Annotated in this window: 16 protein-coding genes; 7 read left to right on the plus strand and 9 right to left on the minus strand. The window is 64.7% G+C overall.

Features of this window, described 5'->3' with window-relative positions; all coding sequences use genetic code 11:
- Window positions 1–111: 111 nt before the first annotated feature.
- The 5 genes from AC3WUT_RS13855 (at window position 112) to AC3WUT_RS13875 (ending at window position 6,202) form a co-directional block, all read left to right on the plus strand.
- Entirely contained in the window at window positions 112–1,155 is a 1,044-nt protein-coding gene (locus AC3WUT_RS13855; protein ID WP_492347650.1) for a Bug family tripartite tricarboxylate transporter substrate binding protein, read from the plus strand.
- Window positions 1,152–2,048 carry an MBL fold metallo-hydrolase gene (locus AC3WUT_RS13860; RefSeq protein WP_492347651.1) on the plus strand — a complete coding sequence of 299 codons (897 nt, stop codon included), beginning with the start codon at window positions 1,152–1,154 and terminating at the stop codon, window positions 2,046–2,048. Before AC3WUT_RS13855 ends, AC3WUT_RS13860 begins: the two co-directional genes overlap by 4 nt.
- A gap of 240 nt (window positions 2,049–2,288) precedes the next feature.
- Window positions 2,289–3,581, plus strand: a complete 1,293-nt coding sequence (nosR, locus tag AC3WUT_RS13865; protein ID WP_492347652.1) for a response regulator c-di-GMP phosphodiesterase, NosR family — start codon at window positions 2,289–2,291, stop codon at window positions 3,579–3,581.
- A 9-nt stretch (window positions 3,582–3,590) separates the two neighbouring features.
- Complete coding sequence (locus AC3WUT_RS13870) at window positions 3,591–4,037, plus strand: response regulator (RefSeq protein WP_492347653.1); 447 nt, start codon at window positions 3,591–3,593, stop codon at window positions 4,035–4,037.
- 50 nt (window positions 4,038–4,087) lie between these two features.
- Window positions 4,088–6,202, plus strand: coding sequence for an ATP-binding protein (locus tag AC3WUT_RS13875; protein ID WP_492347654.1), 2,115 nt, complete (start codon window positions 4,088–4,090; stop codon window positions 6,200–6,202).
- A gap of 34 nt (window positions 6,203–6,236) precedes the next feature.
- Here AC3WUT_RS13875 and AC3WUT_RS13880 read toward each other — a convergent pair whose 3' ends face one another.
- The 3 genes from AC3WUT_RS13880 to AC3WUT_RS13890 form a co-directional block, all read right to left on the minus strand.
- A complete protein-coding gene (locus tag AC3WUT_RS13880) occupies window positions 6,237–8,639 on the minus strand; it encodes a two-component system response regulator (RefSeq protein ID WP_492347655.1) in 2,403 nt (800 codons plus the stop codon).
- Complete coding sequence (locus AC3WUT_RS13885; protein ID WP_492347656.1) at window positions 8,636–10,483, minus strand: PAS domain S-box protein; 1,848 nt, start codon at window positions 10,481–10,483, stop codon at window positions 8,636–8,638. The genes AC3WUT_RS13880 and AC3WUT_RS13885 overlap by 4 nt, the downstream gene beginning before the upstream one ends.
- A 273-nt stretch (window positions 10,484–10,756) precedes the next feature.
- Window positions 10,757–13,444 carry a diguanylate cyclase domain-containing protein gene (locus AC3WUT_RS13890; protein WP_492347657.1) on the minus strand — a complete coding sequence of 896 codons (2,688 nt, stop codon included), beginning with the start codon at window positions 13,442–13,444 and terminating at the stop codon, window positions 10,757–10,759.
- Window positions 13,445–13,919: 475 nt separating this feature from the next.
- Between AC3WUT_RS13890 and AC3WUT_RS13895 the strand changes: the two genes are divergently transcribed.
- Together AC3WUT_RS13895 and AC3WUT_RS13900 are read left to right on the plus strand one after the other, a co-directional pair.
- Window positions 13,920–15,548: a methyl-accepting chemotaxis protein gene (locus AC3WUT_RS13895; protein WP_492347658.1), complete on the plus strand. Its 1,629-nt coding sequence runs from the start codon at window positions 13,920–13,922 to the stop codon at window positions 15,546–15,548.
- A gap of 90 nt (window positions 15,549–15,638) precedes the next feature.
- The gene (locus AC3WUT_RS13900) at window positions 15,639–16,364 is read left to right on the plus strand and encodes a pentapeptide repeat-containing protein (protein WP_492347659.1); all 726 of its coding nucleotides are present in this window, start codon (window positions 15,639–15,641) and stop codon (window positions 16,362–16,364) included.
- 15 nt (window positions 16,365–16,379) lie between these two features.
- On the opposite strand, the gene AC3WUT_RS13905 is transcribed toward AC3WUT_RS13900, so the two are convergent.
- The 6 genes from AC3WUT_RS13905 to AC3WUT_RS13930 are packed head-to-tail and all read right to left on the minus strand — an operon-like array spanning window position 16,380 to window position 24,656.
- Window positions 16,380–17,606, minus strand: coding sequence for a CaiB/BaiF CoA transferase family protein (locus AC3WUT_RS13905; RefSeq protein WP_492347660.1), 1,227 nt, complete (start codon window positions 17,604–17,606; stop codon window positions 16,380–16,382).
- Window positions 17,607–17,621: 15 nt separating this feature from the next.
- Window positions 17,622–18,656: a tripartite tricarboxylate transporter substrate binding protein gene (locus AC3WUT_RS13910; protein WP_492347661.1), complete on the minus strand. Its 1,035-nt coding sequence runs from the start codon at window positions 18,654–18,656 to the stop codon at window positions 17,622–17,624.
- A gap of 42 nt (window positions 18,657–18,698) precedes the next feature.
- On the minus strand, window positions 18,699–20,546 hold the full coding sequence (locus AC3WUT_RS13915) for an acyclic terpene utilization AtuA family protein (protein WP_492347662.1): 1,848 nt from the start codon (window positions 20,544–20,546) through the stop codon (window positions 18,699–18,701).
- Window positions 20,543–22,591 carry an acetyl/propionyl/methylcrotonyl-CoA carboxylase subunit alpha gene (locus AC3WUT_RS13920; protein WP_492347663.1) on the minus strand — a complete coding sequence of 683 codons (2,049 nt, stop codon included), beginning with the start codon at window positions 22,589–22,591 and terminating at the stop codon, window positions 20,543–20,545. The genes AC3WUT_RS13915 and AC3WUT_RS13920 overlap by 4 nt, the downstream gene beginning before the upstream one ends.
- On the minus strand, window positions 22,588–23,493 hold the full coding sequence (locus tag AC3WUT_RS13925) for an enoyl-CoA hydratase/isomerase family protein (RefSeq protein ID WP_492347664.1): 906 nt from the start codon (window positions 23,491–23,493) through the stop codon (window positions 22,588–22,590). The genes AC3WUT_RS13920 and AC3WUT_RS13925 overlap by 4 nt, the downstream gene beginning before the upstream one ends.
- A complete protein-coding gene (locus AC3WUT_RS13930) occupies window positions 23,490–24,656 on the minus strand; it encodes an acyl-CoA dehydrogenase family protein (RefSeq protein WP_492347665.1) in 1,167 nt (388 codons plus the stop codon). Before AC3WUT_RS13930 ends, AC3WUT_RS13925 begins: the two co-directional genes overlap by 4 nt.
- Window positions 24,657–24,680: the final 24 nt, after the last annotated feature.

The raw sequence follows: 24,680 nt of genomic DNA on the forward strand, positions 1-24,680 counted from the left end.
CCTTGTGCGGGTGATGCTTTCAAGGCATCAAGCAAGCAAAAAGAATGAATTGTGATGTGGGTTCTCGCTCAGCATAGTGGATGGCACCCTCAACTCCAACCGGTGCCCCTCATGACGCTTCGCCCCCTGACCCATCCACGCTCTGCGGTTCGCCGTTCTTCCCTGTTGCTGGGCCTGATGGCCGCGCTGGCCCTGCCGACGCTGGGCCAGGCCAGCCCCGTGGCCGCCGCCACCGCGCCGGCCTGGAACCCTGACAAGCCCATCCGCCTCATCGTGCCCTGGGCCCCGGGCGGTGCCGTCGATGGCACCTCGCGGGCCCTGGCCAGCGGTCTGGGCGCGCGCCTGCACCAGCCCGTCATCGTCGAAAACAAGCCCGGTGCCAGTGGCATGGTGGGGGCCGGCTATGCCGCCGCCAGCCCGGCCGATGGCTACACCTTCTTCATGGGCAATGTGGACACCCAGGTGGTCAATCCCCTGCTGTTTGCCAAAACCCTGCGCTACGACGCGGCCAACGCGTTTGACCCGGTGCTTGAACTGGGCCGCGTGCCCATGGCGGTGGTTGAGCGCGCGGGCGTCAACGTGCGCAACGCCCAAGACCTGCAGCGCCTGGCGCGCGACAAGCCCGGCAGTGCCAGCTATGGCACCTGGGGCATCGGCAGCACGGCCCACCTGGCCTTTGCGCTGCTGGAGCAACAAAGCGGCGTGGACCTGAATCACCTGCCCTACCAGGGCGCCACTCCGGCCTATGCCGCCTTGCTGGGCGGGCACATCGAGTTTGCCCTGGCCCAGGTGCCCTGGGCCCTGGCGGCCCAACGCGATGGCAAGGTGCAGATCCTGGGCGTCACCTCGGCCCAGCGCAGCACGCTGGACCCCAGCCTGCCCACGCTGGCTGAACTGGGTTTCAAGGATTACGCTGTCGAGCAATGGGTGGGGCTGTTTGCGCCTCGGGGTGTGCCGGCCGATCTGCGCGAGCGACTGGGCCGTGAGGTGAACGCCTGGCTCAAGACGTCCGAAGCCCAGACCGCCCTGCGCGCTGCCGGCGTCGAGCCCGCGGGGGGCACTGCCGAGCAACTGGCGAGCCGTCAAAAATCCGAATCCGTGTTCTGGCAGCGCCTGATCCGGGCCCGCAACATCACCGTGGAGAACCTGCAATGAGCGAGTTGTTCGGCACCCAGGCCCCCACCGGCCCCGTCCACCAGGTGGGCGAGTGGTCCATCTGGAAGGTGGAGGAGCGCTGCATCGACAACTTTGCGCCTGCCTTCCTGTTCCCGGCCTGGGATGAAGCCACTGCGCCAGCGCGCACCGCCTGGACCGATGCCAGCACCACCGCCGATGAGGGCCGCAGCCTGCGCCTGAGCATCCACAGCTGGGTGTTGCGCCGCCCCGGCCAGACCGTGGTGCTGGACACCGGCATCGGCAATGGCCGCGAGCGGCCCGGCAAGGCCATCTTCCATCAGCTCAACACCGCTTACCTGAGCCGCCTGCAGGCCAGTGGTGTGCAGCCCGACCAGGTTGACCTGGTCATCAACACCCATTTGCACACCGACCACGTGGGCTGGAACACCCACTGGCTGGACGGGCGCTGGCAGCCTTTGTTCAGCCGGGCCTGCTACCGCTTCCCAGCCCCTGAATTGGCGCACATTCGCCAGCACACCGGCCACCTGGCCCCGGTCTGGCGCGACAGCATCGAGCCCGTGGTGCAGGCCGGCTTGCATCTGCCCATTGGCTTCGAGCCCACCGTCATCGCGCCGGGCCTGACGATGGTGCCCACCCCAGGCCACACGGCCGGCCACATGAGCCTGTGGCTGGTGTCAGAGGGGCAGCACGCGCTGTTCGGTGGCGATGTGATGCACCACCCGCTGCAGGTGTTGGCGCCGGCGCTGAGTTCGGTCTTTTGCGAAGACCCGGTCCAGGCCGGCGCCACCCGCAGCGCCTTGCTCCACGAACTCAGCGAGCGGCGGGCCCTGTACTTCAGTTCGCACTTTCCGGGCAGCTCGGTCGGGCGGGTGCAGCGGGCGGGGCAGCGCTATCGGTGGGTCGCTGAATAAGCAGCGTTGCCTTGCTTGGCCTTGCAGCAGACACCAGCCGGATCAACGCAGGCAGGGGCCGATGCCTGCGCGCATTGAATGGCATAAAGGCTTTGTCAGTCGTCGATAAATACAGGGTTAATCCAGCCTGAAAATGATCGGGTCTTGTGTGGACTGAACCAAGGCACCGTTTCTTTTGAGAATATGGCGACAGGTTTCAGAGCGACGGGCCAATGAATATCTCAGCAGAGAGGACCCGCAATGACTGCTTCGACCCAAGAATCCAGTGAAAGCTGGACTATTTTGTGTGTCGACGATGAGCCTCACATCCTGAGTTCTCTGCGCAGGCTGCTGAAGCCCTGTGGCTATCAATTTCTCGGCGCCAACAGTGCCGAGGAAGCGATTGCCCGGCTTGAAGAAGAAAAAGTGGATTTGATCATATCTGACATGCGGATGCCCGGCATGCAGGGCGCCGAGTTCTTGGGGATTGCGCGGCAAAAGTGGCCATCGATCACCCGGGTCATGTTGACCGGCTACTCGGATGTCAGTTCAACCATCGAGGCCATCAATAAAGGTGAGATCTACCGATATATTGCCAAGCCCTGGAATGATATTGAGGTACTGGGGGTTATCAATCAAGCCTTTGAACGTCATCGCATGGAGAGAGAAAATCTGCGTCTGCAAGCGGAGCTTCTTTCCAGAAATGAGGAATTGAATCGCCTGAACGAATCCTTGGAAGAGCGTGTGCAAGCTCGTACCAAAGAAGTCGAACGCATGGCGCAACAAATCAGAAAAAGCCACATCAATTCCATCAAAATATTCTCGACCCTGCTTGAATGGCGAGAGGGTTTATTGGCTGGGCATTCGCGTCGAGTGGCCGACATGGCGCGAAAACTGGCCAAAGCCATGGATTGCTCTGAACAAGAGCTTCAAGATATTTTCATTGCCGGCCTGATTCATGACATCGGGTTGATCTCGCTCCCTGATTCGGTGATTGAAAAGCCGGTTTCATTGTTGCAGGGCGACGATTTGCTGCGCTATGAAAAGCATCCTTCTTTTGGTGAGCAGATCCTTTTGTCGCAGGATGATCAGCAGGGGGTTGCCAGCATCATCCGCTCGCATCACGAGCGTCATGACGGGGCGGGATTTCCGGATCGGCTGCACGGCACGCAGATTCCGCTGGGGGCCCGCATCATCGGAATCGCCGACACCTACGATGACCTGTGCTTCGGACGCATCACCAGTGCCAGATTGAGTGATGCGGATGCCCGGCTGGTGATTTCCAGGGGGCGAGGCAGCCAATTTGATCCAGAAATCGTTGATGTCTTTCTGCAAATGCTGCTGGCAGCTCAACCCCAAGCTGAAAAGCCACCTCGGCAGCTGCGCTCAGAGGCCTTGCGTGCCGGCATGTGCCTGGCCCGGGATCTGATGTCTCCCGAGGGGCTGATCCTGCTGTCTGCCGGTCATGTGATTCATGCTGACCTGATCAAACGCATCCGGTCGCGTGAAGCCAGAGAATCGAGTCATTATATTTTTCACATCAAGAATGACTGAGGATCGATCATGAAACAAAGAATCATCTTCATCGACGACGAGCCCAATATCATTTCGGCACTCAAGCGCGTGCTGCTTCCGGCGCTGTCTGAAACGGCAGATATTTATTTCACGTCTGACCTGCAAAAGGCGCTTGAGTGGGTGCGTGAGATCGAGTTCGATGTCATCGTTTCAGATTATTTGATGCCCGACATGAGTGGTCTTGAGTTCATCAAGATCGCCAAGGCACTGCAGCCGGATGCCGTTCTTCTGATGCTCAGCGCCTCCACAGAGTTTGAAGTCATGCGCACTGCAGTCAATGAGTTGAATATATATAAATACCTAATCAAGCCGTGGGTGTCTGACGAGTTGTGCCGAGATATTGCTATGGCTTTGAATAAGGCGTCCGATGATCGCTATCAGAGGGAGTTGGCTGGTGTGGGGCTGATTCAATTCAGACCTGCCTCCTCCGACTGAAGGAACTGTCCCGGACGGTGCGATGTTCAACCTGGATTTTCAGCGAGTTGATGATGGGTGTTCTGGAATTGAAGATACTTGAGGCCATCAGTCAGCCCATCTTTGTCTGCGATGGGCAAAGGATTGTTCATGCCAATGAAAAGATGCTGCGTTTGCTGGGCCGCAGTCTGGCGGATCTGCAGTCCACGACGGGCATTGATTTTTTCTCCGATGAGCATTCATCCAAGGCGAATCATTACTTGCGCACCTGCCTGGACAGCAATGTGGCGTCCCCGTCGATCGAGTTGGACATCCGCTCCGCAAGCGGCTTGACGCGATGCATCGAACTCACAGGTGTCAAACATGCCATGGCAGAGCGGGCGGTGGTGATCTGTACCTGCCAGGACCTGAGCGACATTCGAATTGTTCAGGACAGTTTGATGGAGATGGGGCAGCGACTCAATCAGATCATCGAGAATGATCCGGTCGCGACCTTGGTCATGAATGCCGACCACGTGGTGACCCACTGGAATGCGGCGGCTGAGCACTTGACCGGGGTCAGCAAGGCGGCCATGGTCGGCGGGCGTGATGCATGGCGCCCTTTTTATGTCAGTGCTCGGCCGATTCTGGCCGATTTGATCATCGAAGGCTCGGTGGATGCCGCGATGCCTGTGTTGTACAAGGGCCTTGGAAAGAAATCCAACCTGATCCCGAATGCCGTCGAGGCCGAAGACTTCTTTCCGAACATCGGCGCCAGTGGTTGCTGGTTGTATTTTTCGGCAGCGCCGTTGCGCAATTCAAAGGGCCAGTTGGTGGGGGCCATCGAAACCTTGCAGGACGTCACCAGTCGCAGAGATGCCGAGGACGCGCTGCGCCGTCAGCAATTGGCGCTCGAGTGGTCGGTTGCAGAACGCACGGCCGAGGTGCGCGCGCAGCATCAGCAAATTGAGGCGCTGCTGGAAAATGCCCCCATTGGCATTGTCAAGATCAAGGACGGTGTGATTTCGAGATTGAATGACACCTTTGTCGAAATGTTCGAATTGCAAGATCTGCCCATCGACCAATTGCGGGTTGAGCACATATTTGCCAGCCGCGATGATTACGACTTCATTCGAAAAATGTCGCGTCCAATGCTCAAGGCGGGGGCGGCTTTCAATTATGAAGCCCGAATGAAAACCCATCTGGGAAACCTGCGCTGGATTCAATTGATTGGTTATCCGGCTCAACCAGGCGCTGGTGACGAAAGTTCGTGGTGGTTATTGCTGGATCGAACCGATATCAAGACTGCTCATGAAAATCTGCAGAAAAATTTTGATCGGATCAAGGATATCAATGACAAGCTGGAAGATGCCCAGAATCAACTGCTTCAGTCTGAAAAAATGGCCTCGATAGGGCAGTTGGCCGCCGGGGTGGCTCACGAAATCAACAATCCGCTTGGCTTTGTCAGTTCGAACATCGGGGCATTGGGTCGGTATTCTAAAGACCTGCTGGAGGTCGGGCGGACCGCGATGGCGTTGTTGAAAATGCAGGATCGCCCGCCTGCTGATCGCGCCTGGGCCGATCTCGCAGCCTCATTTGAGCGGTTTGACTTTGAGTTTCTGGCCGAAGACCTGCCCAACCTGCTCAGCGAGACAGAAGATGGTCTCAACCGTGTGAAGCGGATTGTGCAAGACCTCAAGGATTTTTCCAGGGTGGACCACGATGAGTGGGCAGAGGCCGACATCAACCAGGGGCTGGATTCGACGCTGAACGTCGTCAGAAATGAGGTGAAGTACAAGGCTGAAGTCATCAAGAACTACGCCGTCCTGCCAAGGGTGAAATGCCTGGCGGCCCAGATCAATCAGGTGTTCATGAACCTGATTGTCAATGCGGCGCAAGCGATCCAGGACAAAGGTCGGATCGTGCTTCAGACCGAGTTGCGCGACGGTTGGGTGGTGGTTTCGGTGTCGGATACCGGCTGCGGCATGTCCGAGGACGTCAAGAAGCGCATTTTTGAACCTTTCTACACCACCAAACCTGTTGGGCAAGGGACCGGCCTGGGCCTGTCGCTTTCCTACTCCATCGTTCAGAAGCATGGGGGCCGCATCGAGGTCGACTCAACACCTGGTGTCGGGACAACGTTCAGCGTGCACCTCCCGCTGGTGCCTCCCCCGCGGGCGCAGCCCCCGACCGCACCCAGGGCCTGACGCGGCGCCCGGAGGCACGCCGGAGCCCGAACCATCAAGGGCTGCCCGGCCCCAGCAAAACGGCCAGCTCCTGCGGCGGCATCGGGCGCGCGAACAGATAGCCCTGTCCCATGGGGCAGCCCTGCGCACACAGAAAGGCCAGTTGTGCCTCGGTCTCGATGCCCTCCGCCGTCACTTCCATCTCCAAGGTCTTGCTGAGCCCGATGATGGCTCGCACGATGGCCATGTCGTTGGCATTGCCGGGCAGGTCCCGCACAAAGGACTGATCGATCTTGATGCGATCCAAGGGCAGATGCTTCAGATAAGACAACGAAGAAAATCCGGTCCCGAAGTCGTCCACCGCGATGCGGATGCCCATGGATCGCAATTGCCACAGCACCCGCCGGCTCAGCTCCAACTCCTGCAGCAGGCTTTCCGTGATTTCCAGTTCAAGAAATTGCGGCGTGAATCCTGAGCCCTCCAGCGCTTCGGTCACATCCTGTATGAAGTTTTCTGCCGCCATCTGGCGGACCGAGACGTTGACCGCCACGGTCAGGTTTGGGTGGCCTTGCCGGTGCCAGGCGGCACCTTGTTGGCAGGCCGCGTGCAAGACCCAGCGTCCCACGGCCTCGATGAGTCCGGATTCTTCCGCAACGGGGATGAACCGGGCCGGTGACACGAGTCCGTTCTCGGGGTGTTGCCAGCGCACCAGTGCTTCGACGCCGATGATCTGCCGCCCTGGCAGCGCCACGACCGGTTGGTAGTACAGCATCAGCTCCTGGTGTTCGACGGCGTGGCGCAGCCCCTGCTCGATCCGCATGCGTTCATGAACCCGCTCTGCCATCTCCGGCGCGTAGAAGCAATAGCGGTTGCGACCCCGTCGCTTGGCGTCGTACATGGCACTGTCGGCAGCCCGTATCAGGTGGTCCACATCCTCGCCGTTGGCTGGAAAGACCGCGATTCCCAGGCTGGCCGACACCACCAGGCGCTTGTGACCGCTCAAGTCCAGGGGCTCGCGCACGGCCCGCAACAGCTTGTCGGCCAGGCCGGCTCCGTCCTCGATGCGAAGCATGTCGGGAGCCAGCACCACGAACTCATCCCCGCCGAGGCGAAACGCCATGTCTGCGCGTCGGATTGTTCCACGCAGGCGTTGCGCAACCTGTTTCAGCAGCTCGTCACCCACGGCATGGCCCAGGGTGTCGTTGATCGTCTTGAACCCGTCCAGGTCGATGAAGATCAACGCAATCGGTATGCCGGAGCGCCGTGAACGCTCGATTTCACTCTCCATGCACTCGGCCAGCAGGTTGCGATTGCCGAGCCCTGTGAGGGCGTCATGAAAAGCCAGGTGATTGAGTTGCAGTTCAGCGTCGCGAATGGCGCTCAGGTCGGAGAAGGCCAGCACGTACTGGACCACCTGGCCAAGGTCATCGCGCACGGCGCACACGTGTTCCCAGGCGGTGAAGCGCTCGCCGGACCGCCTCAGACACACGGTTTCACCGTTCCAGTAGCCGTGTTCCGAAGCCTCCAGTCGTTCGTAGAAGACCGGGCTGTGCCGACGCGCGTGCAACACCTCGTCTGGCGTGCGGCCAATCACTTCGTCGGGCTCCATGGCGGTCAGCAGGGTGAACGCTGGGTTGATCGACACGATGCGTTGTTGCTTGTCCATGATCGCGATGCCCTCGGCCGTGGTGCGGAAAACGACGCTGGCCTGGCGCAGCTTTTCCTCCATTTCCTTGCGCTCTGTCACATCGCGCAGCACCCCGACAACGCGGTGCTCACCGTGCCGTTTTGCGTGGATCTCGGCCCACAGATGCACCCCGGCATCGCGCTGCAGGCGCACGGTGGCGCAGGCCATGCCAGGTTGTTGCAGGGCTTCGACCAGCACGGCGCGGTCGTCCCCATGGACCTGATGGAGCAAGGCGCTCTCACCTTCCAGAAAGGTCGTGGGGGCGCCCCCCACGATGCGTGAAAAATGCCCTCCGATCTTCAGGTGTCCGCTGTCCGTGTCCCACTCCCATACACCCAGCTCAGCGGCATCGACCGCCAGCCGCAGCCGCTCCTCGGCGCTTTCGATGTCCAGCTCGGCGGTGCGGCGGCTCAGGGCCATCTGCAAGGTGGCGCGCAGCTCGCGCATCTCATAGGGCTTGACCAGGTAACCATAGGGTGCGCTGGCCGCCGCTCTGCGCAGGTTGTCGTCTTCGGCGTAGGCCGTCAGAAAGATGATGGGCACAGGAACGACCGATCGGATCGTGCGGGCCGCCTCGGTGCCGTCCATCGGTCCTTCCAGGTGGATGTCCATCAGGATCAGGTCGGGTGGGCTTCGCCGTGCCAATTCGATCGCTGCGGGGCCGGTGGCCACGATGCCTGTGATCTCGCACCCCAGGGCCTCCAGGGCCTGCTTCAGGTCGAGTGCCACGATGCGTTCGTCTTCGACAATCTGGATGCGGGTGTTTTTCATGGCACGTCCCGGTGTTCCTGGGTGGAGTCGTCCAACGGCTGCAGGACCACGTCAAAGCGGGTTCCCTGCTCACTTGCCATGTGCAACTGGCCTTGCAGCTGCTCCACCAGCAGCGGGATCAGCTGAAAGCCCAGCGACCGGGCCTGGCCCAACGCCGGTCCTTCAGGCAGGCCGATGCCGTTGTCGCTGACCACGATGCGGCCCCGGCCCTGTGCATCACGGTCCAGGATGACCTGGACCTCGCCGGGCCGCTGGTCCGGGAAAGCGTGTTTGAGTGCGTTGGTCACCAGTTCCGTGACCAGCAAGCCGCAGGGCACGGCACGTTGCAGGTCGAGTGCGACCTTGTGGCGGTGGTGCACCAGCAGTTGCACATGCGGTCTGCCCCGGAGCATCGATTCGCGCAGCAGGCTGGACAGCCGTTCCAGGTAGGTCCCCAGGTCGATCTCGTTGAAGTCGTGCCGCTCGTACAGCAGTTGGTGGATCAGGGCCATGGCCTTGACCCGGCGCTGGCTTTCTTCCAGCAAGGCCTGGGCTTGGGGCGGGGCATGGCGTGCCTGCAGGCTCAGCAGGCTGGAGACCACCTGAAGGTTGTTTTTGACACGGTGATGCACCTCCCCCAACAGGGCGGTCTTTTCGCCCAGGGCCCGCTCGATCTGCAGTTGGGCCGCCTTGCGATCCGTTACGTCAACAATGGTGGCCAGCACACGCTGGGATTGGCTGGTGGTGATCGGGTTGAGGCCGATCTCCACCGGAAACTCGCTGCCGTCACGGCGGCGTGCGTACAGCTCACGCCGCTGTGCCATTTCCCGGGCAGAGGGCTGGGCGAAGAAGGTCTGGCGCAGGCTGGGATGGCGTGCCCGGTAGCGTTCGGGCATCAGCATCTCGATGGTCATGCCGAGAAACTCCTCGCGCGAGTAGCCGAACAATGCAACCATTTTTCCGTTGACCATCTGCAGGCGCCCGTGAATGTCGACCATGGCCATGCCGTCCGGCGACGACTCCACGGCCTGCCTGAAGCGCTCCTCGCTCTGCCGCAATTCCTGTTCGCTTTGCTGGCGGCTGCTGATGTCGATCGACGAGGCGATCAGGTGCGTGATGACGCCGGCACTGTCGCGCAGGGGGGCAAGCATCAGGTCGGTGGTGATGCGGCCATCTTCGCGCGACCGCATCACCACATCGAAACGCACCACCTCGCCCTGGGCGGCCTGGCCCACCGAATCCCTGAGCTGCCCTTGCACACCGGGGTCATAGTTCCACCAGTGGCAGTCCCAGAACTTGCGCCCCAGCACAGCGTCCATGCCGATGCCGGCGGCGTCCAGCGGCGCCTGATTGGTTTCGATCAGCGTGCCATCGGGCAAGAGGATGCCGACAAAGGCGAACAAGGTGTTGAGCAGCCTTTGCAGATGCCGTTCATGGGCTTCGTTCTGCAACTCGTTCTGACGCTGCAGGGTCACGTCCTGCACGAGCGCGAGAACGCCCTGCAGCGAGCCCTGCTCGTCGCGGTAGGGGTGGTAGCTGGCCCGCCAGCAGCGGGCCGCCTCACGTGGCGCGCCCGGGCCGGGCTCGACGCCGGGCTCCATGACGACCTCGTCGATCACTGGCAAACCTGTGCTGAGCACACGCTGCAGCAACTCTTCGATCCGATCGGCCGCCGTGGGCAGCACTTCGCGCACGGTCCGGCCCAGGTGGGCGTCGACGGGCAGGCCGTTCGATTGGGCCAGACAGGTGTTGATGCTCAGATATCGGAAGTCTGTGTCCAGCAAGGCCATGCCGTGGGGCACCACGTTCAGCGTGGCGTCCAGCAAATGGCGGCAAGACGGATTGAACCCTGCAAGACCCTGCATACCCCTCCCTCAAGGGTTGAGCTGTTGACGTCAAAGCCTGTCGATGTGCGACACGGCATCGGTGCTCATTTATTGTTTTTCTGGCCGTCCCTCAAGGGTCGGTGCACTGCGATGAACAGTCTTCAGCCTGATGTTTTGATGGTGGCCGTTCGCGCGGGTCGATAGTCCACGCTGGGCCAAGCATTCATGGCTTGTGGCGCTCAGGATACCGTTCATCTCTCAATTCTGTCCAGCGGGAACGGCGGGCAAGACAGGCGATGCGCAGGGGGCGCCTCAATTGGTGCAAAGGATGGCCTGAGGCGCTGGCGCCATGGGGTCGCTCGTTGGCGTTTCGGGCAGGGCTGCCACGCAGATCCGACCTCGGCCCTGGGCCTTGGCTTCGTACATGGCCTGGTCGGCCTGGCGCAGCAGCATGTCTGCCGCGTTGCCGTGGTCTGGAAAGAAGGACACGCCGATGCTGGCGCCCACGCATACCTCGGTGCCGTTGCCCAGTGCGATGGGCTGGCGCACGCAGGCCAGGATGCGATTCAGGACCTGCTCGTGATCGCGCCTGGTGCCCAGAGGGTTCAGGATCAGCACGAACTCGTCGCCTCCGGTGCGGCTCACCGTGTCTGCAGGCCTGAGCTCACGCTCCAGCCTGCGACCTATTTCTTGCAGCAGCAGATCGCCCGCCTCGTGACCGTTCTGGTCATTGACGGCCTTGAAGCCATCGAGGTCCATGAAGCACACACCAATCACCAGCCCGTTTCTGCGTGCGTTGGCAATCGCCGTCTCCAGCCGATCAGTCATCATCCTTCGGTTGGGCAATCCGGTCAGCCCATCGTGGTAGGCCAGTGCCTCGATCTTCTCGAACAATTGGTGGGCCTGCGTGACGTCTTCGATCAACCAGAGCGACTCGCCTTCCTTGCCCGCCAGATGGCTGCCGAAAGCCTTGATCCAGAGGATGTTGCCGTTCTTGTGACGCATCTGGATTTCCGTGCGATAGCGTCCCCGGTCCGACAGCGCCGAGTAGGCCTGCTCACCCACCCGGACGTAGCTGGCCTCATCCGCGTACAGGGCGCGAATCGGTTGCCCCACCAGCTCGCTTTGCTCAAAGTCGAAGATCCGGGTCACCCCGCGATTCATCCACACCACCTTGCGGTCCACCAGCTTCAAGATGCCGATCAGGTCGTTGTCCAGCATGGCCTGTTGCTCATTGACGAGGCCATCGAGTCGTTGCTGCATGTGGTGCAGGCTGGTGACGTCGTACATGACCGTGCGTATCTGCCGGTGCGTGCCTGAGGCCTGGGGGATTGCGGTTGCACTGAGGCTGACCCGGCGCCTGGGCGTGTCCACTGTGGCCAGCAGGTCCACCTCCATGTCCTGGGCCAGGCCCTCTGTCCGGACCTTGTCCAGCAGCCTGGCAAAAACCTGTCGATCGTCTCCCGCCAGGAAGTCGGCCAGCGACCTGCACCCGATCAGGTCGTCACTGGGGTGTTGCAGCCAGCGCAGGCCCGTGGCATTGATCTGCAGGAAAGTACCTTGATCGTCCATGACGTGGTAGGCACAGGGTGCGTTGTCCCAGAGGTCTTGTGCGCGGTCATTGGAGGCCTTGAGCCGTGCCTCCAGTTCGTTTCGGTGGGTCATGTCCCGAGCCGAGCAGAACACCAGCGCCTGGCCATCGAGGGTCACCTTGGCCGCATAGATTTCGACACAGACCTGCCGCCCATCAGCTCTTCGAAACTGGGCTTCGCGGCGCAGATGGGGCCGCCGATCCAGCATCCGGCCCCACACCTGGACGTGTCGCGGGCTGAAGCCTGGCAGCCACAAGGACATGGGGCGACCGATCAACTGAGCGCGCCGATAGCCCAGCAGCGTCAGAAAGGTGTCCCCCACTTCGATCAGTGTGCCCCTGGCATCCAGCACATGGGTGCCGTCGCTGGCCATCCTCAGCAGCGCCTGTAGGCGCTGGCCCTGTCGAGCCAGGGTTTGGGCATGGGTCGACTCGCGGTCCCAGGCCTGGTAGATCAGCCATGTGTACCAGGCGATGACACTCAGTGCCAGCAGGGCCAGCGCCATCACCTGCAGCGCCTGAAGGCGCCAGAGGTGCAGATAGCCTGCGGTGGCCACACCCGCGATCACCGTCACGGCCTGGTCGGGCACGCTCAGGTAGACATAGTTGCGTTCCACGGAGTCGACGTCGCTGCGAGCCGTGAATTCGCCCGTGTCGGTCTGGCGGGCCAGAGCATGCAGAAAGTCGTCGGACAGTCTTGATTCACCGAAGGGGTCTTGTGCCTCGCCACCCGGCCCGAAGCGCTTGCTGGCAAGCAGGCGCATCGAGGGGGTATGGCGCAGGCTGACGGCGCCCTGTGGCCCCATGGCGACCGTGTCCATCAAGGATTGAAAATGCGCTGCGGGCAGCAAGCCAAGGACCGCCCCATCGTTGTCCCCGGCCGGGCTCAGCCCTTGGCGACCCAACACAAGCACCCACCGCCCATCAGGCTGGGCCAGTTGAACCAAGGCCAGGACCGACAGCCTGGTTGTACTGGCGGCCTGCAAGGCCCCGATGATTTCTTGTTCCAGAGCAGGCAATCCCGCGATCGGTTCTCGGCTGTTCCATCGGATTCGTCGGCCCGCCGGGTCGAGCCTTCCCACGGCCATCAGGCCCTGGGCCAGCAGGGTCTGTCCGCTGGCTTGTTCAAACGACCCGGTCGCGAGCCGAGCGTGCCGACGCCATTCGGCATCGGTCAGCAGGCTGTCCAGATGCAGCAGATCAAGCTCGATCACTTTTTGCAGGCTCTGCGCCGTCACCCGTGCGGTCTCGAAGGCCTGGGCCTTCAGGCTGGCCTGGCTGGCGTAAAGCCAGAACGTGGCGAGGGCCGCCAGACAGACACCCACGATGCCAGTTCCGGCCCATGCACGGCGGATCAACTGAGTGCGCAGTCGCGGGCTCAGGGTGTCGTGCAGGGCTTGTCTCAGCATGTCAGGCCAGTGTCAAAGTGGTTTTGCCAAATGTATCAAATAAATCTTTTTTAAATGCCATATCCCGCATTTAAACGGGGTCATTGTGTCGCTGACGAACGTCCAGGTCCGAGCCCTGACGCTCTGAGAGGGGCCTGCAAGGGAGAGAAGGCGCGCTGGTTCAAGGGGCTGGGGCGGTGCAACTGCGTGCGCACCGGCACTTGCCGGTGATGGACGTTCTAAGGACCAACCGTCTTGGATTCTCGGCAGGGCAAGGTCTGTGGGCCGGCCTTGAGCTTGGTATCGATTGGGTGGGTGGCGCATGGCGCGTCATCCCTGCCGTGGTCGCGATGCGAACTTTTAGCAGAAATCACCATGAATTGATAGTGACCCGCATTTTCATCTGAGTAATCATTATTAATTGCTTGAATTGGTATTTGACTGGACAATTTGATCAATTCAATGTTCTTTCAACGATTCAGTACCGAGGTGCCCGATGACCCTACAACGTCTCTCCGTGCGGACCCAGTTGTGCGCTGCCTTTGGCAGCTTGGCTGTCCTGGTCATGCTGGCTGCGGGCATTGCCGTGAATGCGCTCCAGGAGGCCAACGGGGCCTTTGAGTCCTTTGTGCAGGGCATCAATGCCCGCGCGATCCTGGTGGCCCGCATCCGCTCAGAAGTGGATGCGCGGGCAATTGCTGCCCGCAATCTGGTCCTGGTCACCCAAGCCAGCGACCTCGAACTTGAGAAGGCGGCCGTCCATCGTGCCCATCAGCAAGTCCAGACGGATCTGGCGGCCTTGAAAGAGATGGTGGCGGGCCGTGACGTGCCTTCCAACGTCAAGGCGTTGGTCGCAGACATCGAGCAGGTTGAGCAGGTCTACGGGCCGGTGGCCCTGGCCATCGTGCAACTGGGCCTGCAAAACAGACGTGAAGAGGCCATTGCCAAAATGAACGATGAGTGCCGGCCCTTGCTGGCCAGGCTGATTGACAAGACCAATGCCTATGCCGAAGTCACCGCCCACCGGTCGGCCGCTCTGATCGATGCGGCTGAAGCGCATTACGTGACACAGCGCAACTGGCTCATGGCGGCCTGCCTGTTGGCGTTTGCCATGGCCATTCTGGCGGGTGGGTGGATTGTTCGCAGCTTGGGCCGAGCCCTGGGCGCAGAGCCCGGCTTGTTGGGGGAGGCTGCTCAACGGGTTGCCAACGGCGATCTGAGCCCGGTCGAGGGCGTGGCTTCGGCGCCTTCGGGCAGTGTCCTGGATTCGCTCGGCCTGATGCAGCAGAGCCTGGTCCGGATCGTCAGCCAGGTGCGCGGTGCCTCCGATTCCATTGCCACCGGCTCGGCGCAGGTGTCGATGGGCAGCATCGATCTGAGCCAGCGCACCGAAGAACAGGCCACCGCCTTGCAGGAGACCGCTGCCACCATGGACCAGTTCAGCATCACGGTGCGTCACACGGCCGACCATTCGCACACAGCGCATCAATTGGCCCACACCGCCTCTGAGGTGGCCAGCCGGGGCGGCTTGGTGGTGACCCAGGTGGTGGACACCATGAAGGGCATCAACCACAGCTCCAAGAAGATCGGCGACATCATTGGCGTGATCGACGGCATCGCTTTTCAGACCAATATCTTGGCGCTGAACGCCGCCGTCGAGGCCGCGCGGGCCGGCGAGCAGGGCCGCGGCTTTGCCGTGGTGGCCAGCGAGGTGCGCCAACTGGCCGGTCGCAGCGCCGAGGCGGCCAAGGAAATCAAGGCCTTGATCGGGGCCAGTGTGGCGCAAGTGGAGCAGGGGTCCCATCTGGTCGACCAGGCGGGCCTGACCATGGGGGAGGTGGTTGAGGCCATCTCGCGGGTCAGCAGCATTGTGGGCGACATCAGCACCGCCAGCGCTGAACAAAGCGCGGGTGTGGCCCAGATTGGCCTGGCCATCTCCCAGCTGGATCAGACCACCCAGCAGAACGCCGCCTTGGTGGAGGAAAGCGCAGCCGCAGCCCAAAGCCTGGAGCACCAGGCACAGCAGTTGGTGGCGGCCGTGTCCATCTTCAAACTGAGCCACGAAGCGGTTCGCCAGACCGTTGCCTCAACCCGGAGGCCCGTCCCACAACTGCTGGCAGCCTGAACACGGCGGGCCCAACACGCCTGCCGCAGGGCCGGTCTTCTTGTGGCAAGCTGTGGCCCTTTTTGCTTCTGTGCGCCACCGTCACCTGCCATGCACCAGTCCGAGTTGTTTGCCTCTGAACCCCTCCCTGCGTCACACACCACCTTTTGTGATCTGCGCTTGGGCCGCGATGAGGTCCAGGCCCTTTTGCGGGCTGCGAATGGGGCCGCTTTGCGCTTTGAGCGCTGCGATTTTGATCAGCAGGATCTGGCCCAGCTCGCGCTCGGGCAGGCCGCTTTCATCGACTGTCAATTGGCCGAGACCGACTTCACCCGGGCTCAATTGCAGGGCAGCCAATGGTCGGGGTGCCGCGCCAGGCAGGCCGACTTCGGGCTGGCCGACCTGAGCGATGCCCGCTTTGTGGGCTGCGACCTCAATAACACCGAGTGGGGTCGGGCCAAGCTGGCCTCGGCCAGCTTTGCCAGTGTCAAGCTCACGGGGGCGCGCTTTGCCGACAACAGCACGCTGGGCCTGGGCTTTCGCGACACCCTGTTGGTGGCCGCGACCCTGCGGGGTTTCTCGTTTCGCAAGCAGCGCCTGGAGCAGATCGACTTCTCCGAGGCCGATCTGTCGGGCAGCGACTTCCGCGACGCGGTGTTCGAGGGCGGCTGCCTGCGCGATGCCCACCTCAAACAGGCCCGCTTTGAAGGGGCTGATCTGCGCGAGGTGGACCTGGGCGGCCTGCAACCGGGCAACCTGGCCCTGTTCAAGGGCGCCACGATCTCGGTGCGCCAGGCGGTGGCCCTGGTGGCGGCGCTGGGTTTGCAGGTGGCTTGAGGGCGGGGCCGTCCGTTAAATCACCCCCCGCGAACGCAACTGCGCCACTTCCTGGGCGGACAGGCCCAGCTCGCCTTGCAGCACCTGCTCTGTGTGCTGCCCCAAGCCAGGCGAAGGCGCGTGGTGCACCGGTGTGTTTGAAAATCGCAGCGGGCTGCGGATCACGGGGTAGCCTGCGCCGGGTGCGTCGCCCTCATCACCCAGTTGCTGCACCAACTCGCGGTGTTGTACCTGCGGGTCGGCAAACACCTCGTCGATGCGGTTGATGGGGCCGCTGGGCACCCCGCTGCGCGCCATCAGATCGCTGAGTTCGCCCCGGGTGTAGCGGGCGATGGCGGGGGCCAGTTGTTGGCGCAGGGCCTCGCGGTGTTCGATGCGCTTGGTGTTGCTGGCAAAGTGCGGGTCGGCGGCCAACTCGGGCCGGCCCAGCGCGTCGGTCAGGGCCTTGAATTGCAGGTTGTTGCCGGCCGCCACGATCAGCTCGCCATCGGCGCAGGCAAAGACCTCGGAGGGCGCGGCGATGGGGTTCGTATTGCCGGCGCGGTGCGGCACCCGGGCGCCCATCAGGTAGCCTTGAGCCAGGTGGCCGTTGAGCGCCACCGAGGCGTCCAGCAAGGCCATGTCCAGGGTCTGGCCCTGGCCCGTCAATTGGCGGTGGTACAGCGCGCTGACGATGCCCACGGTGGCGTACAGGCCCGTCACCGCATCGGTGATCGGGATGGCGGTGCGCATGGGGGGGCCGTCGCCCTCGCCGCAGGTGCTCATCAGTCCGGCCAGACCCTGGGTGATGAAGTCGTAGGCCGGCCGGGTGGCATAGGGCCCGGTCTGCCCAAAGCCGGTGATCGAGCAATAGATCAGCCCGGGCTGCTGCGCCCGCAGCGTGGCTGCGTCCAGCCCGTAGCGGGCCAGCGCGCCCACCTTGTAGTTTTCAATCACCACATCACAGCGCAGCGCCAGGGCCTGGGCCAGCGCGGCGCCCTGGGGGGTGGCCAGGTCCAGGGTGACCGATTGCTTGCCCCGGTTGTAGGCGTGGTAGGCGGCTGACTCGGTGCGCGCCGGGCCGCCCTCGGGCGGGGTCAGCGTCACAAATGGGCCCATGCGGCGCGTGTCGTCGCCTTCACCGGGCTTCTCGATCTTGTAGACCGTGGCGCCCAGGTCGGCGAGCATCTGGGTGGCCATGGGGCCGGCCACCACGCGGGTCAGGTCCAGCACCTTGATCTGCTGCAGGATGGAGGGGGTCATCGTGGTTCCCGGGGATCAGTCGAGGTGGATATGGGCTTGCTGCACCACCTGGGCCCAGCGTGCTGCCTCGCTGCGGATGAAGGCGTCGAACTGCGCCGGGGTGCCACCCACCGGATCGATGCCGTAGTCGATCAGCTTTTGCCGCATCTCGGGCGCATCCAGCACCTTCTGGGTTTCGGCCGCCAGGCGCTGCAACACCGGCTTGGGCGTTTTGGCCGGCGCCAGCAGGCCGATCCAGCTGCCCGTGGTGAGGCTGGGGTAGCCCAGCTCGGCCAGGGTGGGTACCTCGGGGGCGCCGGGCCAGCGCTGCGCGCTGGTCATGGCCAGGGCATTGAGCTTGCCGGCCTTCACGTGGGGCCCCATGGTCTGCACCGAGTCGAAAATCATCGACACCTGGCCCGAGAACAGATCGGGCAGCGCCGGTGCAATGCCCTTGTAGGGCACGTGGGTCATGGGCAGGCCCACGGTCTGGGCAAACAGCTCGCCCACCAGATGCGCGCCTGAGCCGGTGCCGCTGGAGGCAAAGGTCAGCGCGCCCGGGTGGGCCTGGCCCCAGGCCACCAGGTCCTTAAGCTGGCTGGCGGGCACCTTGGCGCTGGACACCAGCAGCAAGGGGATGTGGCCGAACAGACTCACCCCTGTCAGCTCGCTCAGCGGGGCGTAGCTCATGCGGGTGTACAGGCTGGGGTTGATGGCGTGCGCCGCCACCACCACCAGCAAGGTGTAGCCGTCGGGTGCGGCTCGGGCCACCGCGGCCGAACCGATCTGCCCGTTGGCGCCGGCCTGGTTGTCCACCACGATGGGGTTGTTCAGCCGCTCGGCCAGCTTTTGCATCACCGTGCGGGTGACCGCGTCCGACACGCCGCCGGGCGGGTAGGGCACCACCACCCGGATCGGCTTGCTGGGGTAGCTTTCCTGGGCCCGGGCGAGCAGCGGGAGGCCCACGGCCTGCAGGGTGGTCAGCAGGGCCAGGGCCCCGCCCAGGGCCAGGCGGCGGCCGCGGCCGGATGGGGTGTGTCGGCCTTGCGGGGCCTGGTGGGTCAAGGTCATGCGGGTCTCCGGGGTGTTCATGGGGCTGGGCCGGGGGGCGGCTCAATCGAGCCAGGCGGCTGGCACTTGCAGGGGGCAATCCAGCAGCATCTGGGCAAATGATTTGCCCAGCGGGTCAGAGCGCAGGCTGCACACCCCGCCGCCGCCCAGGGCCTGGTGCAGCACAAAATTGAAAGCCTGCAGGCCAGGCACTTCATGGCGCTCCACGGGGCCCTGTACCAGGTGGGCCAGCCAGTGCCGCACCACCTCGGCCGTCAACTGGGCCCGCAGCAGGGGCAGGTAGCGGGCCTGGCGGGCGATCACGCCAATGTTCTCGTCGTCGCCCTTGTCGCCACTGCGGGCCCAGGCCAGGCGCAGCAGCGGCACGCTCACCAACGGGCCCTGGGGCCCATCGTCGTTCAACGGATCGCCCACCGGGTCATCCGGGCGCTGTGCGGCGGCCAGGGGCGCGGCGGGCTGCGCCGTCGCCACTGGCCCAGGCGGCACGGGCCAGGTCTGATCACCCAGGCGCAGTTGCAGCGCCACCTCGGTCTTGGGCACCAGAAAGGACAGCACCTGGATCACCGGCTGGATCTCGGCCCGGCCCGAGAAAGACGAGCGTGTGCCCGGCCCCATCGAGGTACCGGCCGAGGCGCACTCGCGCTGCAGATACACCAATCCCCGGGCCTCGGCATGGCGGGCCGCCAGTCGCAGCACCACCTCGCGGGTGGGCAGCATCTGGCGTTGCGGGCCGTACAGGGCTTCGCAGCCCAGCAGTTCGACGGCCGTCTCGCTGTAGTCGTCCAGGCCGGCCTGGGCCAGTTGCCGCCGGGTGCGCAGCAGCAAGGCCTCGGCGGTCTTGCGGGCCTTGGCTGGCGCCTCGATGCCCCGGATGGCCATCAGCACCTGGATCTGGTAGCCCTGCTGCCAGGTGCCGTTGGCCTTGTAGGTGTCGGTCGGTGGGCGCCCGCGCGCACCGCTCACGGCCACCCGGTCGGCCGACAGGGCCCGTACCTGCACCTGGCGAAAGTCGCAACTCACGTCGGGCATCAGGTAGTGGGCCGGGTCGCCCACTTCGTACAGCACCTGTTCGGCCACGGCGCCGGGGTGGATCAGCCCGCCGGTGCCCGCGGGCTTGCCGAGTTCGAACGACCCGTCTTCGGCCACGTCGATCACCGGGTAACCGATGCCGGCCCAGTCGGGCACCTGCTGCCAATCGGTGAACAGGCCCCCGGTGGCCTGGGCGCCGCATTCGATCACGTGGCCGGCCAGGGTGGCGGCGGCCAACCGGTCCCAGTCGTCCCAGCACCAGCCAAACTCATGAGCCAGCACGCCCAGCACCACCGCGCTGTCCACGCAGCGCCCGGTCACCACGATGTCGGCGCCCTGGTCCAGGGCCAGTGCGATGCCCTGAGCACCTACATAGGCGTTGGCCGAGATCAGTGCCTTGGGCAGGGGCTGCCCTTGCAGGTCGTGCCAGGCCGGGGCGCTGCCTTGGTCGGTGGCTGCCCGGTGCAACACCGGCATCAGGTCGTCGCCCAGCAGCACGGCGATGCGGGGCCGCAGCCCTTGCTGTGCCGCGATCCGGGCCAGTTCGTCGGCGCAACCCTGGGGGTTCAGGCCGCCGGCGTTGGCCACCACGCGCACGCCCTGGGCCAGCAGTTGTGCCAGGTGCGGGGCCATCGCGTCGTGCACAAAATCAGTGGCATAGCCCAACTCGGGGCGCTTGCGGCGGGCCCGGGCCAGAATCGCCATCGTGGTCTCGGCCAGGTAGTCATACACCAGGTACTGCAGGCCGGGTACGGCCAGCAACTGCGGTGTGGCCAGGGCCGAATCGCCCCAGAAGCCGCTGGCGCCGCCAATGCGCACCCGGCGCGATGACCGAGGGTGGGGCCGTGTGGGTTCGCTCATGCTGACGCCTCCTCGATGCGCATCAACAACGCGCCTTTGCGGGTCTGGGTCTGGGCTTGCACGGCCAGCTCGGCCACCACGCCATCGCAGGGTGCCAGCAGCACATGCTCCATCTTCATGGCCTCCAGGACCACCAGCTTTTGTCCAGCCTGCACCCGATCGCCGGCTTGCACGGCCACGGCCAGTACCCGGGCCCCCAGGGGGGCGTGCACCCGCCCGCTGGGGGTGGGGGCGGCGCGCTCACGGCGCTCGCTCACCTGTTCCAGGGCCCAGGCCCGGCCTTGGTGGAACACATGCCAGGTGCTGTCTTGGGGGGCCAGCCAGACGCGCTCCAGGCGGCCGTCCAGTTCGGCCTGCAGTCCCCTGCGGGTGGCGTCGGTCCAGGCAGCGCCGCGCAGGCGCCAGGGCCCCAGGGGGGCGAAGTCGCCGGGGGCGGAAGGCGAGAACAAGCGCTCGCCCTGCAGCTGCCAGTCGCCGCCCTGGGCCTGCAGTCGCCAGCGCCAGCGCTGGCTGCCTTGTTGCAAGGTGATCGTCTGGCCCAAGCCGGCTCCGGCCAGGGGCGGCGGGTTCAGCAACTGGCCCGGGCCGGGGCTGTGGCTCGGGTGCATCAGCGCTGCGAAGGCCGTCAGGGCCAGGGTGGCCCCGGGCAAGGCCGGCGGGCGCGGGGACAGGCCGAAGCGCTCGGCCACAAAGCCCGTGTGCACGGCGCTGCCGTCCGCAAACACGGGATCGGCCAGGCAGTCGGCCAGAAAGCCCTGGTTGCTGGGCACGCCCAGCAGTACGCAATGGCGCACGGCGTTGAGCAGCTTGCGCCGGGCCTCCTCGCGGGTGCGGCCGTGGGCGATCAGCTTGGCCACCATCGAGTCGTAATGGGGCGACACCAGCGCGCCCTCGGCCAGGGCATGGTCCACCCGAACCGGCCAATCGGTGGCCGGGTCGTGCCAGCGCAGCACCGGGCCGGTCTGGGGCAGAAAACCGGCGGGCACGTCTTCGGCGGTCAGCCGCACCTCGATGGCATGGCCGTGCCAGCGCAGGTCTTGCTGGCGCAGCTCCAGCGCCTCGCCGGCTGCGATGCGCAACTGCCATTCCACCAGGTCAAGGCCGGTCACCGCCTCGGTCACCGCATGCTCCACCTGCAGCCGGGTGTTCATCTCCATGAAGTAGAACTGCCCGTCCGCATCCAGCAAGAACTCCATGGTGCCGGCGCCCAGGTAGCCGATGGCCTGGGCACCGCGCACCGCCGCCTGGCCCATGCGCTCGCGCAGAGCGGCATCCACTGCGGGCGAGGGTGACTCTTCGATCACTTTCTGATGGCGTCGTTGTACCGAGCAGTCGCGTTCGCCCAGGTGCAGCACCTGCCCATGGGCGTCGGCCAGCAGCTGGATCTCGATGTGACGCGGGCGGTGCAAGGCCCGCTCCAGGATCAGCTCGCCCGAGCCGAAGGCACTCAGGGCCTCGGAGCGGGCCGAGGCCAGGGCCGTGGGCAGCTCGTCAGCGCTGTGCACCTGGCGCATGCCCCGCCCGCCACCCCCGACGCTGGCCTTGACCATCAAGGGGTAGCCCAACTGTGTGGCGGCGCGCAGCAGGGCGGCATCGCTCTGGTCCTCGCCCTGGTAGCCCGGGATGCAGGGCAGTTGAGCAGCCTCGGCCAGGCGCTTGGCCTGCGCCTTGTGGCCCATGGCCTGGATGGCCCGGGCCGGAGGGCCGACAAACACCAGGCCGGCCTGGGCCACGGCCTCGGCGAATTCGGCGTTCTCGGCCAGAAAGCCGTAGCCAGGGTGCACCGCGTCGGCACCGCTGACCCGGGCGGCCTGCAGCAAGGCCTCGATGTTCAGGTAGGAGTCTCGCGCCGGGGCGGGCCCGATGGCGATGGCCTGATCGGCCGCCAGCACATGCGGGCTGCCGGCGTCGGCCTCGGAGTACACCGCGACGGTGGCGTAGCCCAGGCGGCGTGCCGTGCGCAGAATGCGCAGGGCGATCTCGCCGCGGTTGGCCACCAGCACGGTGTGAAAGGGCCGCAGCAGCGGCGGGGTGAAGGGGGTCATGGGGCCTCCGGCAGGGTCAGGGCATGGACTTGTTCGGCACTGAAATGCACCTGCCAGGCGGGTGCGCGGCGCTCACGCAAGGCGGCCAGGCCCTCGCGGCCTTCTTGGGCCATGCAGGTGCTGAAGGTGAGCGCGGCCTGATCCAGCCAGGCTGGCACGTCGGCGGTCTGGCCGGGCAGCCTGCCCAGCAGGGGTTTGAGGCTGCGATTGGCGCCGGGCGCACAGCGGCCAATGAGCTGGAGCCAATGGGCCAGGCGCGCGCTGAGTGCGGCGGAGTCGGCGGCCAGCTCATCCACCAATTGCAGGCGCAGGGCCTGCTCGCCGGCCACGCGTTCGCCCGTCAAGCCCAGGCGGCGGGTCGCGGGGGCGCCGATGCGGGCCGCCACAAAAGGGGCGATCTGTGCCGGGATCAGGCCCAGGCCGGTCTCGCTCAGGGCAAAACGGGCGTCCGAACACGCCAGCACCAGGTCGGCGGCACAGGCCAGGCCCAGGCCACCGCCCATGGCCGCCCCTTCGACCACGGCCAGCACGGGCACGGGCAGCGCGGCCAGGCGCTGCATGAAATGCCCGAACTCGCGGTTGCGGGCCGCCACCGGGTCGGCCCCACCGGGGGGCTGGGCCTGCTGCGTGTTCAGGCGTTGCTCAAAGCTGCCCACATGCCCGCCGGCACAGAAAAAGCCCTGGCTGCCGCGCAGCACCAGGGCGCGCAATTCGAGCCGTTCACCCGCCTGGCGCACCACCTGGTCCAGCGCCTGCACCATCGTGGGCGAGAGTGCGTTGCGGGTGCCAGGATCGTTGAGGGTGGCAAACAGCACGCCCTGGTGTTCGCGAACCCGCAAAGGGGTGTCGCTGGTTGCGGGTGTCGGGGTCAGCGGCAGGGTGCCGGGTTCGGGGGTGTTCATGACCGTGCCCCCATCAGGCCCATGTGGCGGGCGATCACCATCAGCATCACCTCGTCGGCGCCGCCTCCGATCGAGCCCAGCCGGTAGTCGCGGTAGGCGCGTGACACGGGGTTGTCCCAGGTGTAGCCCATGCCGCCCTGGAACTGCATGCACCACTCGGCAATCTCGCGCGACAGGCGCCCCGCCTTGAGCTTGGCCATCGAGGCCAGCTCCACCACATCGCCCCCGTGGATGTAGGTGTGGGTGGCCATGTAGGTCAGGGCGCGCAGCGCCTCCAGCTCGGTCTTCAGCTCGGCCAGCTTGTACTGGATGAACTGGTTGTCCAGCAGCGGGCGGCCAAAAGCCTGGCGCTGACGCAGGTAGTCGGCCGTCTCCTGGATCAGCGTCATGGCGGCCAGGCGTCGTGCCGCACCGTCCAGGCGCTCTTCCTGGAACTGCTTCATCTGGTAGATGAAGCCCAGGCCTTCTTCACCGATGCGGTGGCGCACGGGCACCCGCACCTCGTCAAAGAAAATCTGCGCGGTGTCGGACGACCACATGCCGAACTTGCGGATCTTCTGCACGCTGACGCCGCGGGCCCGCTGGCCCTTGTCGTCTTTCAGCGGCACCACGATCAGCGACTTGTTTTTGTGCGAGGGCCCGTCCGAGGTGTTGCACAGCAGGCAGATCCAGTCGGCCTGGGTGCCATTGGTGATCCACATCTTGGCACCGTTGATGACGTAGTCGTCACCGACACGTCGGGCCCGGGTCTGCAGCGAGGCCACGTCCGAGCCCGCGCCTTGCTCCGAGACGCCGATGCAGGCCACCTGCTCGCCGGTGATGGCGGGGGCCAGGAACTCATGGCGCAGGGCATCCGAGCCAAAGCTGGCCAGCGCCGGTGTGGCCATGTTGGTCTGCACCCCCACCGCCATGCCCACGCCCTGGGCCCGCACATGGCCCATGGCCTCGGAGGCGGCCAGCGCGTAGCTGAAGTCAAGGTTCAGGCCGCCAAAGGCCTCGGGCTTGGTGATGCCCAGAAAGCCCAGCCGCCCCATCTTGGCGAACAGTTCGTGGGCGGGAAAAATCTCGGCTGCCTCCCACTCGTCCACGTGGGGGTCGATTTCGGCGCTGATGAAGCGCCGCAGGCTGTCCATCAGGTCCTGGTGTGCGGGGGTGTAGATCATGGGGTGTCTCCGTGTCGGGGGCGT

This window comes from Curvibacter sp. EU05-FHT14A10, assembly GCF_058791075.1.